This is a genomic window from Burkholderia sp. Tr-20355, from assembly GCF_017104685.1.
Lineage (GTDB): Bacteria > Pseudomonadota > Gammaproteobacteria > Burkholderiales > Burkholderiaceae > Burkholderia > Burkholderia seminalis.
The window spans coordinates 85,568-100,551 of record NZ_JAAGPK010000011.1; the positions used below are offsets into that span (position 1 = coordinate 85,568).

The window sequence follows — 14,984 nt, forward strand, 5'->3', positions numbered from 1 at the left end:
AAACTTCGCCATTATCCCAGCGTCGCGCGTCAAATTGATGAAAACCGGCCGCCGGGACCGTCAGAAGCGGAAGTTCAGCAGCACGCTGGCCAGCACCGGATTGGCCGAAATATCGAAGGTGTTCGATGCAAGCGTCCGGTTCGGCTGGCTGATGTCGAGCGTGATCTTCGTCCGCAGCGGGATATAGGTGACCATCCCCGTGATCCAGAGCCGGCGCGTGATCTGGTAGCTCGCGCCGACGGTGAACACCGGCTCCCACACGCTCTTCACCTTCGCCGATACATTGGTCCGCCCCGACAGCAGCAGGTCGCCGCCGGCATCCCAGATCCGCTGGAACATCGCCGGGTCGAGCAACAGCGACTGCAGGCTGCCGATGTCCGCGCCTGCCGCGAGCAGCCCGCCGAGCGACGCGAGCTTGCGCTGGAACACGGGGTTCAGGTTCGTGTTCGTGAAGCGCGTGTAGCTGACGCCGATGCCCGCGAACGGCCGGAAGCGATCGTCGCGCTCGCCGAGGTAGTACTTGAACACGACGGACCCGAGCCACGCGCGCGTGGTCGCGAGCGGATTGCTTTGCGTGTTCGCAAGGTCGATCAGCGGAAAACGCCCCTGGACGCCGGCAAAGATGCGCTCGAGCGGCAGCGCGATGCTGCCGTGCCCGCGCAGCGTCAGCACCGGCGGAATGCCCGCGCCGAGTTCGGCCGCCCAGTGCTCCGATAAAAAGTGGGTGAACGTGAACGCCAGCGTGTTCGTATTGCTGAGCGACAGGCTCGACCCGGCGTTCTGGAAGCTGTTCAGCCCGAGCGCGTCGGTATGCGTCGTCACGGGCGTCGACCGGCCGGTCGTCCCGACGAAGTGCCAGCCAAGGCCGACCATGTTGCGGTCGTCGCCCATCAGCTGCTCGAGCAACGGCGGCGCCTGCGCGGCCGGCAGATCGGGCAGCCGCGACGGATCGACCGGATGCAGTTCGTACGGCATCCGGCCGGCGTGGACCACGCCGCCAGCCGATGCGTCATCCGCCGTTGCCTCGCGCGGCGCGGCCGGCGCGCAGCCGTCGTCCGCGCCGTTGTCGTCGAAGCCGATACCGTCGACGCCATCGTCGCGCGCTCCCGCGCACGCGCGCCCCGCTTCACCGGTGCGCTGCCCGAGCGTGATCTTGCGTGCGCTCAACGGGACGGCGTCGAGCGGCGGCACGCCGGCCGCAGCGCCGTCGCGCCCGCCGCGCGCCGGCCCTGCATCGGTCGCCCACGCGCTCGCGTCGAACCCGTCCGCATCGCCGCCCGGCCAGAAGCCGATCCCGTCGGCACCGGCCTGCCAGCGCGGCGCGGCATCGCCGTCCGGCCGCGGCGCGCCGTGCGCGGCAGCCGCGCACGCGAACAGCGTCGCGCCGAGCCAGCGCGACAACGGACGCACGGCGCCCGGCCGCGCGCGGCGGCGGGTAATGTCGCGATTCGCCATCGGCTCAGGCCGGCACGCCGAACAGGCGCTGGCGGATCCGGTACAGCGGCTCGAACAGCCATTCGAGCAGGCTGCGCCGCTCCAGCACGACGTCGGCCTTCAGCATCATCCCGGCCCGCAGCGACAGCGGCCGCCCCTCGAAGGACGGCGTTCGATCGGCGAGTTCGACCCAGGTCTTGAAGTAGGTCTGCGGCGCGGCCGCATCGCCCGGCAGGTTCAGCTCCTTCGCCGAAAACGCGACCGGCGAGATCGACAACACCTTGCCGCGATAGGTGCCGAACTTCTCGACCGGATAGCTTGCGTACGCAACCTTCACTTCCTGCCCCTTCTTCACGAAGCCGGCCTTCGACGACGGAATGTAGACCTCGGCGATCAGCCCGTCGGCCTGCGCGGGCAGGATCTCGACGACGCGCGTGCCCGGCGGGTCGATCACACCGCCCTGCACGACGTCGAGCCGCACGATCTGCCCGTCGGCCGGCGCGTACAGCACCTGGTTCACGTTCTCGTCGATGTTGTATTCCTTCGCGTTCAGCTCCTCCTGCTTGATCTTCAGTTCCGCGTTCGCGCCGTCGTACTTGCTCTGCATCGTGTCGAGGTCGCCGCGCAGCTTCATCGCGTTCTTCGCGAGCTCGGCGCGGCGCAGCAGCAGGTCCTGGTACGCCTGCCCGGCCTGCAGGTACTGCGTGTTGACCTGGTTGTACTGTTCGAGCGTCACGACCTGCTCGTCGAGCAGCTGCTTCACGCGTGCGCGCCGTTCGCCGTACTCGTCGACGATGCGCTTCTGGTCCTGGATCTGCCGGTCGATCAGCCCACGGCTCTCGCCTTGCGCGGCGATCTGCTGGTTGATCTGCTGCACCGACGACCGGTATTCGAGCCGTGCCGCGTCGATCTGCTGCGTCACCTCCACGCGTTGCCGGTCGAGCGCCGCACGCATGCCCTGCACGTTGTTCGCCTGGCTGACGAAGCTCGTGTCGCGCGTCACCGCCATCAGCCGCTGGCCGGCCTTCACCTGCTGGTCCTTGCCGACGTAGATGTCGCGCACCGCCCAGCCCGGCGGCGCGCCGACGCCGATCAGCCCCGAGCGCGGCGTCAGCATCCCCGACACGCTCTCGGTATTCGCGTAGCTCAGTTCGACGAGCGCCGTCACGAACATCGCGAACATCGCCAGCGACAGGTAGCAGAAAAACCGCATCGACACCGGCACGTCGACGACGCCGTGGATCACGGTGCCGAAAGTGGTGCCGCGCGCGAGCTTGCGCGACGGCTTCTGTTCTTGGAGGGCGGAATTCCAGATCGGCATGGGGCAGGCTCGTCAGGCGCGACGCCGCGCGGCCGCATCGAGCAGCGGCGTCGGCATCAGGTAAGGCGTGAAGTGTTCCCAGAAATGCCATTGCTCGGGCTGGCGCACGAGCGCCTGTTCGAGGCGGTCGACGATGCGCTGGTGCGTCGCGCGCACCGGCGATGCGTCGTCGTCCGCCCCGAGCATCGGCGCGAGCGGGCTGGCCGCGAGCCCGGTGAAATGCACCGCGCAGCGATCGCGAAACGGCACGCCCGTCGCATACGCGACGAGCAGCGGAATCCCCTGTTCGACCGCGAGCTTCACGCCGCCGCCGGCCATCCGCACCCAGCGCCCGCCGAGCCGGCAGCGGTTGGTCTTGCCGAACTTGCCGTGCAGGTCGGAAAACAGCAGGAACACGGGCGCTTCGCGCCGCAGGCTCGTGATCAGCCGCCGCAGATGCACGCGCTCCTCGATGTCGATGAACTCGACGTCGCCCGCGCCGTACTCGGCGACGAGCCGCAGCGCATCGTCGAAGAACGCGCCGGGCGCGTCGCGATGCAGGATCACCATCAGCTTGCGGTCGTCGGGAATCATGAAGCGCAGTTTCGTGACGAACAGCATCAGGTTGCCGAAGTGCAGCCCCGCGAGCATCAGCGGGCCGCCGCGTGCGAGCGCCGCGCGCAATTGATCGTCGCCTTCGCACGCCATCCCGTCGATCATCGACTTCATCGACGCGAGGCTGTGCGTGCGCAGCTTGAGTCCGGCGAACTCGGCCTCGAACAGCTCGCGCACGATCGCGGCCGATACTTCCCGCACGCGCCGCGGATCGTCGTTCAGGTGCGCGCTCAGCATGTAGGCGACCGCGCGTTCGATCGATTCGCGAATGGGCGGAAAGCAGCGCAGGCATGCGCCCGAGCACCAGCGCATCAGCCGCAGCCCGAACGCGGGCGACGTACGCAGCGCGACCGCACGCACCGCGCGGCGCAGCAGGAACGCATACGAGAACGGATTGAGCAGGAAGAGCCGCCCGAGCATCACCGTGCCTCCTCGGCCGCGTGCCACGCGCCGGTCGCGTCGGTCAATACGCCGTCGTGCATCTGGTAGATGCGGTCGACCATCGACAGGATCGACGCGTCGTGCGTGACGAGCACGATCGTGCACGGCAGCGTCAACACGTTGCGGCAGATCTCGTGCGTCGTCGCCTGGTCGAGGTTCGACGAAAACTCGTCGAGGATCAGCAGGCGCGGCTCGCAATACAGCGCCCGCGCGATCAGCAGCCGTTGCATCTGGCCGGCCGACAGGAACTTCTGCGTATCGCCGAGCGGCGTGTCGTAGCGGTGGTCGAGCCGCTCGATCTCGTCGTGGATGCAGGCGAGCTTCGCCGCGTCGAACATCGCGCCGATCCGCGGCGCCGGCGCGAAGTTCGTGATGTTGTCGCGGATCGTCCCGCGAAACAGCTGGTCGGACTGCGTGACGGCCGCGAGATGCTTGCGGTACTGCCGCAGGTTCACTTCCGCGAGATCGACGCCGCCGACGAACAGCGTGCCCGGGTCCGGGCGCACGAGCCCGCAGATCAGGTTCAACAGCGTCGTCTTGCCGCTGCCGGTGCGGCCGACGATCGCGATCTTGGCGCCGGCCGGCACGTCGAGCGCGATGTCGCGCAGGATCGGACGGTTGCCGCCCTTCGGCGTGTACGACAGCGCGCGGATCGACAGCGCACCGTCGAATCCGTCGATCGGTCGTACGACCGCATCCGGCGCGGGCTCCTCGGTCTCGGTCTGCAGCACGTCGGCGACGCGGTCCATGTGCACCTGCAGCACCTTGCGGCGCACATGGAGCTGGATCGAATCGATGAACTTGTCCGCGAACAGGTTCTTGTACTGGATGAACGCGTAGATCACGCCGATCGTGCTCTGTCCGTGCATCACGAGCCACGCGCCGTACGTGACGATCACGAGTTGCTCGACGTGCACGATCCCCTTCGAGATCGCATCGAACAGCAGTTGCAGCCGCTCCTGCTGGCGCATCGCCTGCAGCTTCTGCGTGAACGCGTTGACCCACAGGCTGCTGCGCGCGGTCTCGGCCGACAGCAGCTTGATCGAATGCGCGGAACGGATGTTCTCGATCAGCAGCGCATCGGCTTGCGCGCCGCGCGTGAGGATCTGCGACATCGCGTCCTGCAGCCGCGGCTGGATCGCGAGCCGGCTCAGCGCGAACAGCACCATCCCCGCGAGGCTGATGCCGGCCAGCACCGGGCTGTAGTACAACATCAGCACGAGCGTCAGGGTGCAGGTGACGATATTCAGCAGCCCGCCGACCAGCCCGTCGACGAGAAAGCGCCCGACCTCCGACACCGACGACACGCGCGAAATCGAATCGCCGGTGTTGTGGAACAGGAAATAGCCGATCGGCAGCCGCGCGAGATGGCCGACCATGTTCGCCGACAGCTGCTGCGACACGATGTTGCGCAGGTAGCTCTTGATGTTGCCGACGAGGTTCGCGTACAGCGTGTCGAACAGGAACACGATCGCGAACAGGATCGTCAGCAGGTACAGGATGTCGACGTCGGTCTTCTTCAGCGCCTCGTCGATCGTCAGTTGCACGTACGACGGGCCGAGCAGCAGCAGGAGCTGCGCGGCGACGCCGCCCGCGATGCCGATCGCGAGGCTCTTGCGGATGCCCGTCAGCCCTGCGAGGTAGTCGCGCAACCGGATCCGGTCGGTCGGACCCGCCCGCGTGAAGCCGATGTCCGGATTCAGTTCGAGCGCATAACCGGTGATGTGCGTGAGCGCCTGCGCGAGCGGCAGCTTCGTCTCGCCGAGCGCGGGGTCGACGATGTGCACGCTGCCGTAGCCGACCTTCGTCAGCACGACATAGTGGTTCATCCCCCAATGCAGGATGCACGGCGTCTTGAGCGCGTCGAGTTCTCCCGCGTCGAACTGCAACCCGCGCGCGCGCAGCCCGAGATCGTTCGAGATCTCCATCAGGTCGAAGAACGACAGCCCGGAATCGATCCGCACCGGATAGCGGTTGCGCAGCGTGCGCAACGTCGTTTCGCGCCCGTGCCACGACGCGATCATCGCGAGGCAGGCCAGGCCGCACTCCGTCACCTCGTCCTGCAGGACCGGACGGACTTTGCGCGTATTGAAGAGCATGGTCGGGCACCCGGGGCGCGACGACACGCCGCCCGGGCCTGCCGTGCGGGCCCGTGGCGGGTCGTGCGCGATACGCATGGGCGCAGCCGGCGCACTGCCGGCCGCGGCGGAAGACCGGTGTTACCGGCCGCTCAGCGCGACGAGCCGAGCGACATCCGGAACTGTTCGACGGCGCGGGTCTGGTACTGGGTCATCAGGCCCTGCAGCGTGGTCCCGATCGACTGGTTGACGAGATCGACCGTATAGGCAGCCGAATTGGAGTAAAGCGACGCGCCGCCACGAATCTGGCGGGCCTGTTCTTCCGTGATGTCTCGCATTTGTTGTGGCCTTTATATTGTCGGAATGCCTGCAGCCGTCAGCCAATCGAAAACTCAATGGCCGTTTACTTTATTACGGAGATAATCCGGCACTCCCGCCTCCTGATAATCGCCCGATTCCGAAATAATGCATTCCGGAGTCGCTTAATTGCCACTGCGGCGATCGATTCTTTTCCTTCTGTTTCGCGGCATCTCGCGCGGGGGGCGCCTCCCCGCGCACGGCGGTTACTTGCCGGTGTTGTTGAACGTCTTCGGGTTCTGCAGGTAATTGCCGAGGCTCGGCAGGAACTGGCCGAGCGCGGTCACCACCGGCGCGGCGTCAACGGCGAGGCTGCCCAGCGAGCTGATCGCCCCGCCGCCATGCACATTCCTGACCTGTTCCGTCGTCATGACCTTCATCATTCTCTCCTCGTAAAAAATAAAGATGATGCAAAGAACCTTCATTGAAAGACAAACGGCTTTTAATCCCTAGCGACTTGTTAATCTAATAATCACCGCGATTACCAGCCGAAATCAGGCTATCATGCGGTCGCATCGGAATTCAATGGAGGACACACTCTTACAGTCGCAATTTCCGATGTATGACGGCTAAGCGACATTCATGTTTTTTGAATTTCAATTTCAAAACGTTTAAATCCCGCCGCAATGCGTTGCGGCACGGGCAGGAGACGGAGACGGCCATGTTTGAAACGAGGCGCGCGAATGGCGGATCGGCAACGCGGAATGCGGGTATTTCCTTATCAAGATTTCCAACTAGGTGGAATCCCCGACTTGCAACCATGACACTGATCGCTGTAACGGTTATCGGTGCGACCACGAACGCGCACGCGTTCTGCCTCGACACCGCCTACCAGTACGCATCGGTGCACGATCCGCGCTATCTGCAGGCGCGCAGCGAATACGACGCGGCCCGCCAGAAATTCCCCGAAGCGCGCGCGCAGATGCTGCCGCAAGCCGCCGCGCAACTCGAATGGGGGCGCTACGGTACGCACGCGAACCTGTTCGGCATCGACGTCAGCGGCTCGAGCAATGCCGCATACGGTTCCGCCCAGATCACGCAGGCCCTGTTCAACGTGCCCTACCTGTACGACATGCGGCGCGCGACCGAGTACGAGGAATCGGCGAAGCAGAAACTCGAGGTCGCGAAGCAGGACCTGATCCTGCGCGTCGCGAACGCGTGCTTCGACCTGCTGAGCGCGCGCGAGAAACTGCAGTCGGCCGACGACGAGGTCAGCGCGCTGGCACGGCTCGAAAGCGACACGCGGCGCATGGCGCAACTCGGGATGAAGACGATCGGCGACACCGCCGAAATCGAGGCGCGCCGCAGCCTCGCCCAATCCGACGAAGCGCTCGCGCAGACCGACGTCGACGCGCGGCGCGCACGCTACGAGACACTGCTCGGCTCGACGATCGACTTCACGCGCTGGCCCCGGCTCGCGATGCGTGGGTCATCGCCGCGCATTCCGTCCGGCGACTACGCGCCGCAGGACAACCCCGCGTACCGTCAGGCGTATCGCGACGTACAGGTCGCGCGGCTCGCCGCCAAGCGCGTCGGCGCCGAGCACTTGCCGACCGTCGACCTGTTCGCGTCGTATTCGCGCGGGCTCAACCCGAACCTGCGCGGGCTCACCGATCGGTCCGACTTCCATCAGAGCGCGTTCGGCGTGCAGGTGACGATTCCGATCTTCTCCGGCGGCAGCGTGTACTACCGGCAGGTGGAAGCCGAGCACGTGACCGAGCAATACCGCAACCGGCTGCGCGAGGTCGAGGAGCAACTGGGCACCGATCATCGCGAGGCGCTGTCCGCGCTCGAATCGGTCGGCAAGCGCATCCGCGCGCTGCAGCAGTCGCTGCAGGCCGCGCGGCTCGCGTACGATTCGTCGATGAAAGCGCATCAGGTCGGTTACAGCACGACGTACGAAACGCTGAACCTGCGGCGGGACATCTCGGGTATTCGGCAGAAGCTGTTCGACAGTTACCTCGATGCGCTGAAGCTGCAACTGAAGCTGAAAAGCGTGCTCGGCACGCTCGACGAGCAGTCGCTGATCGCGGTGGACAGCTTTCTCGAAAGCAACGCGGCGAACGACCGGAGCTGACGGCGGTTCGATGCATGCGCGATCTGCCGCGGTTCGAAACCCGCTGGTGTCGCGTGTGCCTCGCCGGCGGGTCCGCTGCGAATGCCGCGGCGGGCCCCGACTGGAAAAACCGGCGCGGCGCGGCCGCTACCGCAGAGCGACGAAGCGCTTCGCCGAGGCCTGCGAGAAGCCGCTTCAAGCGGCCAGCATGCAGCCGGAAGGATAATCCCGCATGTCAGCCGGGCGGCGGCAGCACGACCGTGTCTTCCGGCCCGAGCACGCGCCCGTCCTGCGAACGAAGCTCCAGCTTCCTGACCGGCAGTCCGGTTTTCCGGTCGACGAGCAGCACGTGCGCCTCGTCCGGTTCGAAGCAGAAATCCTCACCCCACTGCCGCAATGCGACCAGCAGCGGAAACAGCCCGCGCCCCTTCTCGGTCAGCACGTACTCGTGATGCGCGCCGCCGTCGGCGGCCGGCACGATGTCCATGATCCCGTGCGCGACCAGGTTGCGCAGGCGAGCCGCCAGGATGTTCTTCGCGAGGCCGAGGTTTTTCTGGAATTCGCCGAAACGGCTCAGCCCGTCGAACGCGTCACGCACGATCAGCAGCGACCACCCGTCGCCGATCGCATCGAGCGGGCGGGCAACGCCGCAAAGGGAATCTTCGTGCGTGGTTCGTCGGTTCATCGGTGCGTGCGGTTACGCCGTTCCCTGTGGGCAGGCTGAGCGGCAGTCGTTTTCCATTGAAATGAATGGTTGCAATATAAAACCCGTCTACCCAAAGATCAATGGGGCGAACCCGACTGTTCGCGATCGGCGAACGGCGCGGAGGTTTCGACTCCAATTGACCTGAGATTCAGCCGATTGACTCGTCAATCACGCCATCATCGCTTTCCAACGCTTCGCCACGCATCAACGACGACACCCGGCGGCAGTCGACCGGATCGCGCTTCTGGTTGCAACTTGAAACCTCATGTCCTACGCTTCCATTCGGTTTCACATTGAAACCAAACTACTCGACTACCGAAGGAGCGTTCGATGATCCGGTCCGATGCCACGTTCGACGGCACCTTTCCCTTCGCCCCGCATTTCGACCAAGCATCCGGCTTCCGGATGCACTACGTGGACGAAGGACCGCGCGACGGCGAAACCGTCCTGTGCCTGCATGGCGAACCTACGTGGGGTTACCTGTTCCGCCATCTGGTGACAACGCTGCGTCCGACGTACCGCGTCGTCGTGCCCGATCACATGGGATTCGGCAAAAGCGCGACGCCGCGGGACCGCAGCTACTGGCTGCAGGACCACATCGACAACCTCGAGCGCTTCGTGCTCGCGCGCGGCCTCGAGCGCATCACGCTCGTGATGCACGATTTCGGCGGCCCGGTCGGCATGGGGCTCGCCGCACGTCATCCGGACCGGATCCGGCGCATCGTGTCGGCGAACGGACCAACGCCGTTCGGCCAGCCCGATCTCGTCGAGCGCCTGAATGCGAATGCTCGCGAGGCGCCGTGGTTCCAGTGGATCATGCGCGCGGCGGCCGACGATACGCTCGAAACGGTGCTCGGTCAGCTCGGCTTCAACATCCTGAGCACGCTGAAGCTGAACGGGTTCGAGAACCACGCGGTCATCACCGACACGTGGATCGCCGCGTACGGAGCGCCGTTCGCGCAACCGGCCGACTGTCTCGGCGCGATCGGCTGGGCCCGCGGCTTTGCCGCCGGCGCGCACCGGTTCGAGGAGCCCGATGCGGCGGCACTGCGCGCGATACGCGGCAAACCCGCGCTCGCGCTCTGGGGAGATGCCGACCGGACGCTCGGCGCGGAACACTTCCTGCCGCTTTTCACCGCGTTGTTTCCGTCCGCGCCCGTCGAGCGGCTGGCGGGCGTCGGGCACTACTGCTTCGAGGATGCGCCCGACGCCATCGCCAAGCGGATCGCCGGCTTCATCCGGGCCACCGCTTGAACGCGTTCCGCAGCCGCCAACCTGCACCGGCCGCGGAACACGCGCATCGCTTCATGTCAACGAATAACCCGTGTCACACCGCGCCCGCGCGGATCGGCCATCGCTTCCGGCGTCTTGCCGTCGATCTTGATGACCTGGATGTCGCCGCTGAAATCCTGCCCCTTCAGCGTGTAGCCGCGCGCCTCGATCTGCTTCGCGAGCTCGCCTTCGATCGGGTGGTACGGCTCCCAGAAGATCGTGTTCGGCGGCAGCAGCTGGTGATGGAAGCGCATCGCGCCGACCGCTTCCTTCAACGGCATCTTGAAGTCATAGATGTTGTTGATCACCTGGAAGATCGACGTGAAGATGCGAGAGCCGCCCGGCGTGCCGATCACGAGCGACACCTTGCCGTCCTTCGTCATGATCGTCGGCGACATCGACGACAGCGGGCGCTTCTTCGGTTCGATCGCGTTCGCGTCGCTGCCGACCACGCCGAACATGTTCGCGACACCCGGCTTCGCGGAGAAGTCGTCCATCTCGTCGTTCAGCACGATGCCCGTGCCGTCGGCGATCACGCCCGAGCCGAAGTATCCGTTGATCGTGTACGTGTTCGACACCGCGTTGCCCCACTTGTCGACGACCGAGAAGTGCGTCGTTTCGGCCTTCTCCGGCATCGTCGTGCCGAGGCCCGGCTGCACGCTCTTCGTGTCCGACGGCTCCTTCGGGTTGACCTCGGCCGCCCGCTTCGCGATGTAGGCGTCGTCGGTCAGCTGCGCGATCGGCACCTTGTAGAAGTCGGGATCGCCGAGATACTGCGCACGGTCCGCGAACACGCGTTTCTCGATTTCCGCGACGAGGTGGATGTACTGCGGCGAATTGAGCTTCACGCCCTCGAAGTCCTGCTTGAGGTCGGCCTTCATCTTCAGCAACTGCACAAGGCCGATGCCGCCCGAGCTCGGCGGCGGCGCGGTGATCACGTCGTAGCCGTTCCACTTCGCCTGCACCGGCTGGCGCCACACCGCACGATACTGCGCGAGATCCTCGGTGGTGATCAGCCCGTTGCCGTCGCCGGTCTTCATCGACGCGGCGATCAGTTCGGCCGTCTTGCCCTTGTAGAAACCTTCCGCGCCGTCGTTCGCGATGCGCGTGAGCACGTCGGCGAGGTCGGGTTGCTTGAAGTTCGCGCCGGCCTTCAGCCCGGAGAAGTATTTGTCGAAGTTGGTCTTGCCGCCGAATTCCTTCGATGCATCGACGCCGCGCTGCGCGAGTTGCTCGTCAACGACGAAACCGTCGCGCGCATAGTGGATCGCCGGCGCGAGCACCTGCTTCCACTTCAGCTTGCCGAAGCGCTTCTGCGCTTCCCACATGCCGGCGACCGTGCCCGGCACGCCGACCGCGCGCGGACCGTACAGGCTCATGCCCTTGACGACGTTGCCGTCCTTGTCGAGGTACATGTCCTTCGTCGCGGCGAGCGGCGCGCGCTCGCGGTAGTCGATGAAGTACGGCTTGCCGTCCTTGTAGATCGTCATGAAGCCGCCGCCGCCGATGTTGCCGGCTTCCGGATACGTGACGGCGAGCGTGAAGGCGATCGCAACCGCCGCATCGATCGCGTTGCCGCCTTCCTTGAAGATCCGCTCCGCGGCATCCGCGCTGTACTTGTCGGCCACCGCAACGGCCGAACTCGTCAGGACCGCCGGCTGCGGCCCTTTCGCATAGGCGGGCGCGTTCGGCATAAACCCGATGCCGGCCATCGTCGCAAGCACGGCAGCGGATGATTTGAAGCGATTCAGCGTAGTCATTGCATGTCCCCCATGTGGATCTCCTTCAGGCAGGAAAGGCACCTGATCCGTCGATGACCGCCGGCGCGCCGGCGGCGATCGGCCGGCTTCGTAGTATAGGGGGACAATAAGGGTCGAACACGCGGCATGCAACGACGGCATGCCGATCGTGTGCGCGCGGTCACATTGCGGCGCCGCGACGGCCAAACGAATCGGTCGAAACGGCATGCGTTGCGCGCCCGATGCACGCCGTCACGCAGCGCGCAAAACCGAAAAGTTGCGAACCTCGCCGCCTGCCACGCGGCACACGCAAAAAAATCTGCAAACGCCCCTCCCGCAGCGCGGGTCGATCTGAGAAGATAGCGCCCCGCTTTCGCACGACATCGCTGTTTCGTTCACGTGCCGCTTCACGTTTGTTCGTCTCGCTCCCTATGGCATCACACAACGCACATCATGCGTCCGGCTTCGCGGCCGGCGTCGCCGCCGCCGTCCTCGTCGCGCAAACCGGCGCCACCGGCCCCTGGCACACCGGCATGCTCGCCGCGTTCGTCGCGGGCGTCGCCGGCGGCACCGCACCCGACTGGCTCGAAGTCGCCTGGTGGACCCGCAAGCGCCGCCTGTGGATCACGCATCGCACCGTCACGCACTGGGGCATCGGCTGGGTCGCGCTGCTTGCGCTCGGATGGCACGGGCTGACTCATCATCCGCATCCGCTGTGGGCCGCACCGCTGTTCGGCTTCGCCTGCGGCGGCGTGATGCACCTGCTCGCCGACTGGCCGAACCCGCTCGGCGTGCCGTGGATCTGGCGGCGTCACTCGCTCAACCTGTGGAACAGCGGGCATTGCGACCTGATCGTCGTGGCCGCCGCCTGGGGCGGCACGCTGTGGCTCGCGCAATCGCTGTGGTCGCGCGCGCCGCTGCTCGAACACTGGCTCGGCTGGCTGCATCGCGTTTAGTTGCAATCCGTCGCCATTCGACGCGAAGAATGGCACGCAACTTTCGGTTCGTTGAAAGCGCGCCGCGAGTCCCCATCTGAAGATGAATCGTCGATAGGCCTGCCCGGCACGCACCCGCGACGTCTGGCACACTGACGATTCGATTCATGCGCGGTTCGCCCGCGCACTCGCACCCCATTTCAACGCTCCGATGGACGTCACCGCTACCCGCCCTGCCGCCCGTGCGCTCGACGTGTTCCACCCGGCCGTGGCCGCGTGGTTCCGCCGCACGTTTGCCGCGCCGACCGGCGCGCAGGCGCTCGCGTGGCCCCACATCAAGGCCGGCCGGTCGACGCTCGTCGCCGCGCCGACCGGCTCCGGCAAGACGCTCACCGCGTTCCTGTGCGCGCTCGACGATCTGGTGCGCGATGCGCTGGCGCACGACGGCACGCTGCCCGATGCAACGCTGGTCGTCTACGTGTCGCCGCTGAAGGCGCTGTCGAACGACATCCACGTGAACCTCGACGCGCCGCTCGCCGGCATCGCCGAATCGCTCGCGCAACTCGGCCTGCCGGTGCCGGCGATCCGCACCGCGGTGCGTACCGGCGACACCACGCAGGCCGAGCGTGCCGCACTGCGCAAGCGCGCGCCGCACATCCTCGTCACCACGCCCGAATCGCTGTACGTGCTGCTGTCGTCCACCTCCGGGCGGCAAATGCTGTCGAACGTGCGCTCGGTGATCGTCGACGAGATCCATGCGCTCGCGTCGTCCAAGCGCGGCAGCCATCTCGCGCTGTCGCTCGAACGCCTCGACGCGCTGGCCGGCCGCGCGCTGCCGCGCATCGGGCTGTCGGCGACGCAAAAGCCGATCGACGCGGTCGCGCGCTTCCTGGTCGGCGGCCCGGCCGACGCGCCGCGCGACTGTACGATCGTCGACACCGGCCACACGCGCGAGCGCGACCTCGCGCTCGAACTGCCGAACGTGCCGCTCGAACCGGTGATGGCCACCGACGTGTGGGAACAGGTGTACGACCGCATCGCCGGGCTCGCCGCCGCGCATCGCACGACGCTCGTGTTCGTCAACACACGGCGCACCGCCGAGCGCATGGCGCGCCATCTCGCCGACCGGCTCGGCAAGGATGCGATCGCCGCGCATCACGGCAGCCTGGCCAAGGAACACCGCTTCGATGCCGAGCAACGCCTGAAGCGCGGCGAACTGAAGCTGCTCGTCGCGACCGCGTCGCTCGAACTCGGCATCGACATCGGCGACGTCGATCTCGTCTGCCAGGTCGGCTCGCCGCGCGGCATCGCGCCGTTCCTGCAGCGCGTCGGCCGTTCGGGGCACCACGTCGGCGGCGTGCCGAAGGGGCGCCTCTTCCCGCTGTCGCGCGACGAGCTCGTCGAATGCGCGGCACTGCTCGACTGCGTGCAACGCGGCGAACTCGACGCGTTGCGGATTCCCGAAGCGCCGCTCGACGTGCTCGCGCAGCAGATCGTGGCCGAAGTCGCGTGTGCGGAGTGGCAGGAAGACGCGCTGTACGCGAGCTTCACGCGTGCCGCGCCGTACGCAAGGCTGACACGCGAGCGCTTCGACGAAGTGATGAAGATGCTCGCCGAAGGCTTCACGAGCCGTCGCGGCGTGCGCGGCGCGTACCTGCATCGCGACGTGGTCGGCGGCACCGTGCGCGGGCGCCGCAATGCGATGATGACCGCGACCACGTCGGGCGGCACGATCCCCGACATGGCCGACTACGCGGTCCTGCTCGAACCGCAGGGCATCCAGGTCGGCACCGTCAACGAGGATTTCGCGATCGAAAGCCTGGCCGGCGACGTGTTCCAGCTCGGCAACCAGTCGTACCGGATCATTCGCGTGGAAACGGGCCGCGTGCGCGTCGAGGACGCCCAAGGCCAGTCGCCGAACATTCCGTTCTGGCTCGGCGAGGCGCCGGGGCGCAGCGACGAACTGTCGGCGGCGGTCGGCCGACTGCGCGCGCGGCTCGACGGGCTGTTCGCCGACGGCGACCGGCTGGCCGGCGAAGGCGCCCGCGCCG

General features: G+C 66.5%; 12 protein-coding genes and 1 pseudogene. 5 read left to right on the forward strand and 8 right to left on the reverse strand.

The window, feature by feature from the left end; genetic code table 11:
* Positions 1 to 60 precede the first annotated feature (60 nt).
* The 6 genes from G3N62_RS04625 to G3N62_RS04650 form a co-directional block, all read right to left on the reverse strand.
* Positions 61 to 1,455, reverse strand: coding sequence for an OmpW family outer membrane protein (locus G3N62_RS04625; protein WP_124669392.1), 1,395 nt, complete (start codon positions 1,453 to 1,455; stop codon positions 61 to 63).
* 4 nt (positions 1,456 to 1,459) lie between these two features.
* Complete coding sequence (locus G3N62_RS04630; protein WP_034191572.1) at positions 1,460 to 2,755, reverse strand: HlyD family efflux transporter periplasmic adaptor subunit; 1,296 nt, start codon at positions 2,753 to 2,755, stop codon at positions 1,460 to 1,462.
* Positions 2,756 to 2,767: 12 nt separating this feature from the next.
* Positions 2,768 to 3,772, reverse strand: a complete 1,005-nt coding sequence (locus G3N62_RS04635) for a hypothetical protein (RefSeq protein ID WP_034191696.1) — start codon at positions 3,770 to 3,772, stop codon at positions 2,768 to 2,770.
* Positions 3,769 to 5,889: a peptidase domain-containing ABC transporter gene (locus tag G3N62_RS04640; protein WP_059556440.1), complete on the reverse strand. Its 2,121-nt coding sequence runs from the start codon at positions 5,887 to 5,889 to the stop codon at positions 3,769 to 3,771. Before G3N62_RS04640 ends, G3N62_RS04635 begins: the two co-directional genes overlap by 4 nt.
* Before the next feature lie 131 nt (positions 5,890 to 6,020).
* Positions 6,021 to 6,206, reverse strand: a complete 186-nt coding sequence (locus G3N62_RS04645; RefSeq protein ID WP_027791386.1) for a hypothetical protein — start codon at positions 6,204 to 6,206, stop codon at positions 6,021 to 6,023.
* Positions 6,207 to 6,431: 225 nt separating this feature from the next.
* Positions 6,432 to 6,608, reverse strand: a complete 177-nt coding sequence (locus G3N62_RS04650; protein WP_006479216.1) for a hypothetical protein — start codon at positions 6,606 to 6,608, stop codon at positions 6,432 to 6,434.
* A gap of 278 nt (positions 6,609 to 6,886) precedes the next feature.
* On the opposite strand from G3N62_RS04650, the gene G3N62_RS04655 reads away from it, so the two are divergent.
* Both G3N62_RS04655 and G3N62_RS35845 read left to right on the forward strand, forming a co-directional pair.
* Positions 6,887 to 8,302 carry a TolC family protein gene (locus G3N62_RS04655; protein ID WP_124669393.1) on the forward strand — a complete coding sequence of 472 codons (1,416 nt, stop codon included), beginning with the start codon at positions 6,887 to 6,889 and terminating at the stop codon, positions 8,300 to 8,302.
* A gap of 8 nt (positions 8,303 to 8,310) precedes the next feature.
* Positions 8,311 to 8,495, forward strand: a pseudogene (locus G3N62_RS35845) (ISL3 family transposase); the annotation flags it as partial.
* A gap of 21 nt (positions 8,496 to 8,516) precedes the next feature.
* Here the strand turns inward: G3N62_RS35845 and G3N62_RS04660 are convergent.
* On the reverse strand, positions 8,517 to 8,966 hold the full coding sequence (locus G3N62_RS04660) for a helix-turn-helix domain-containing protein (protein WP_049034740.1): 450 nt from the start codon (positions 8,964 to 8,966) through the stop codon (positions 8,517 to 8,519).
* Between the two features lie 351 nt (positions 8,967 to 9,317).
* Between G3N62_RS04660 and G3N62_RS04665 the strand changes: the two genes are divergently transcribed.
* Entirely contained in the window at positions 9,318 to 10,241 is a 924-nt protein-coding gene (locus G3N62_RS04665; RefSeq protein WP_124669394.1) for an alpha/beta fold hydrolase, read from the forward strand.
* A gap of 56 nt (positions 10,242 to 10,297) precedes the next feature.
* Here the strand turns inward: G3N62_RS04665 and ggt are convergent, their stop codons facing one another.
* Positions 10,298 to 12,019: a gamma-glutamyltransferase gene (gene ggt / locus G3N62_RS04670; protein WP_034191577.1), complete on the reverse strand. Its 1,722-nt coding sequence runs from the start codon at positions 12,017 to 12,019 to the stop codon at positions 10,298 to 10,300.
* Positions 12,020 to 12,429: 410 nt separating this feature from the next.
* Here ggt and G3N62_RS04675 point away from each other — a divergent pair, with 410 nt between their 5' ends.
* A complete protein-coding gene (locus G3N62_RS04675) occupies positions 12,430 to 12,954 on the forward strand; it encodes a metal-dependent hydrolase (protein WP_034191578.1) in 525 nt (174 codons plus the stop codon).
* A gap of 190 nt (positions 12,955 to 13,144) precedes the next feature.
* A partial coding sequence (locus tag G3N62_RS04680) for a DEAD/DEAH box helicase (RefSeq protein ID WP_206141146.1) occupies positions 13,145 to 14,984 on the forward strand: 1,840 nt, incomplete at its 3' end.

Bases quoted from the DNA above. Each gene is read 5' to 3' on its own strand.
- G3N62_RS04625 (WP_124669392.1), bottom strand. From the start codon at position 1,455: ATGGCGAATCGCGACATTACCCGCCGCCGCGCGCGGCCGGGCGCCGTG.
- G3N62_RS04630 (WP_034191572.1), bottom strand. From the start codon at position 2,755: ATGCCGATCTGGAATTCCGCCCTCCAAGAACAGAAGCCGTCGCGCAAG.
- G3N62_RS04640 (WP_059556440.1), bottom strand. From the start codon at position 5,889: ATGCTCTTCAATACGCGCAAAGTCCGTCCGGTCCTGCAGGACGAGGTG.
- G3N62_RS04645 (WP_027791386.1), bottom strand. From the start codon at position 6,206: ATGCGAGACATCACGGAAGAACAGGCCCGCCAGATTCGTGGCGGCGCG.
- G3N62_RS04650 (WP_006479216.1), bottom strand. From the start codon at position 6,608: ATGATGAAGGTCATGACGACGGAACAGGTCAGGAATGTGCATGGCGGC.
- G3N62_RS04655 (WP_124669393.1), top strand. From the start codon at position 6,887: ATGTTTGAAACGAGGCGCGCGAATGGCGGATCGGCAACGCGGAATGCG.
- G3N62_RS04660 (WP_049034740.1), bottom strand. From the start codon at position 8,966: ATGAACCGACGAACCACGCACGAAGATTCCCTTTGCGGCGTTGCCCGC.
- G3N62_RS04665 (WP_124669394.1), top strand. From the start codon at position 9,318: ATGATCCGGTCCGATGCCACGTTCGACGGCACCTTTCCCTTCGCCCCG.
- ggt (WP_034191577.1), bottom strand. From the start codon at position 12,019: ATGACTACGCTGAATCGCTTCAAATCATCCGCTGCCGTGCTTGCGACG.
- G3N62_RS04675 (WP_034191578.1), top strand. From the start codon at position 12,430: ATGGCATCACACAACGCACATCATGCGTCCGGCTTCGCGGCCGGCGTC.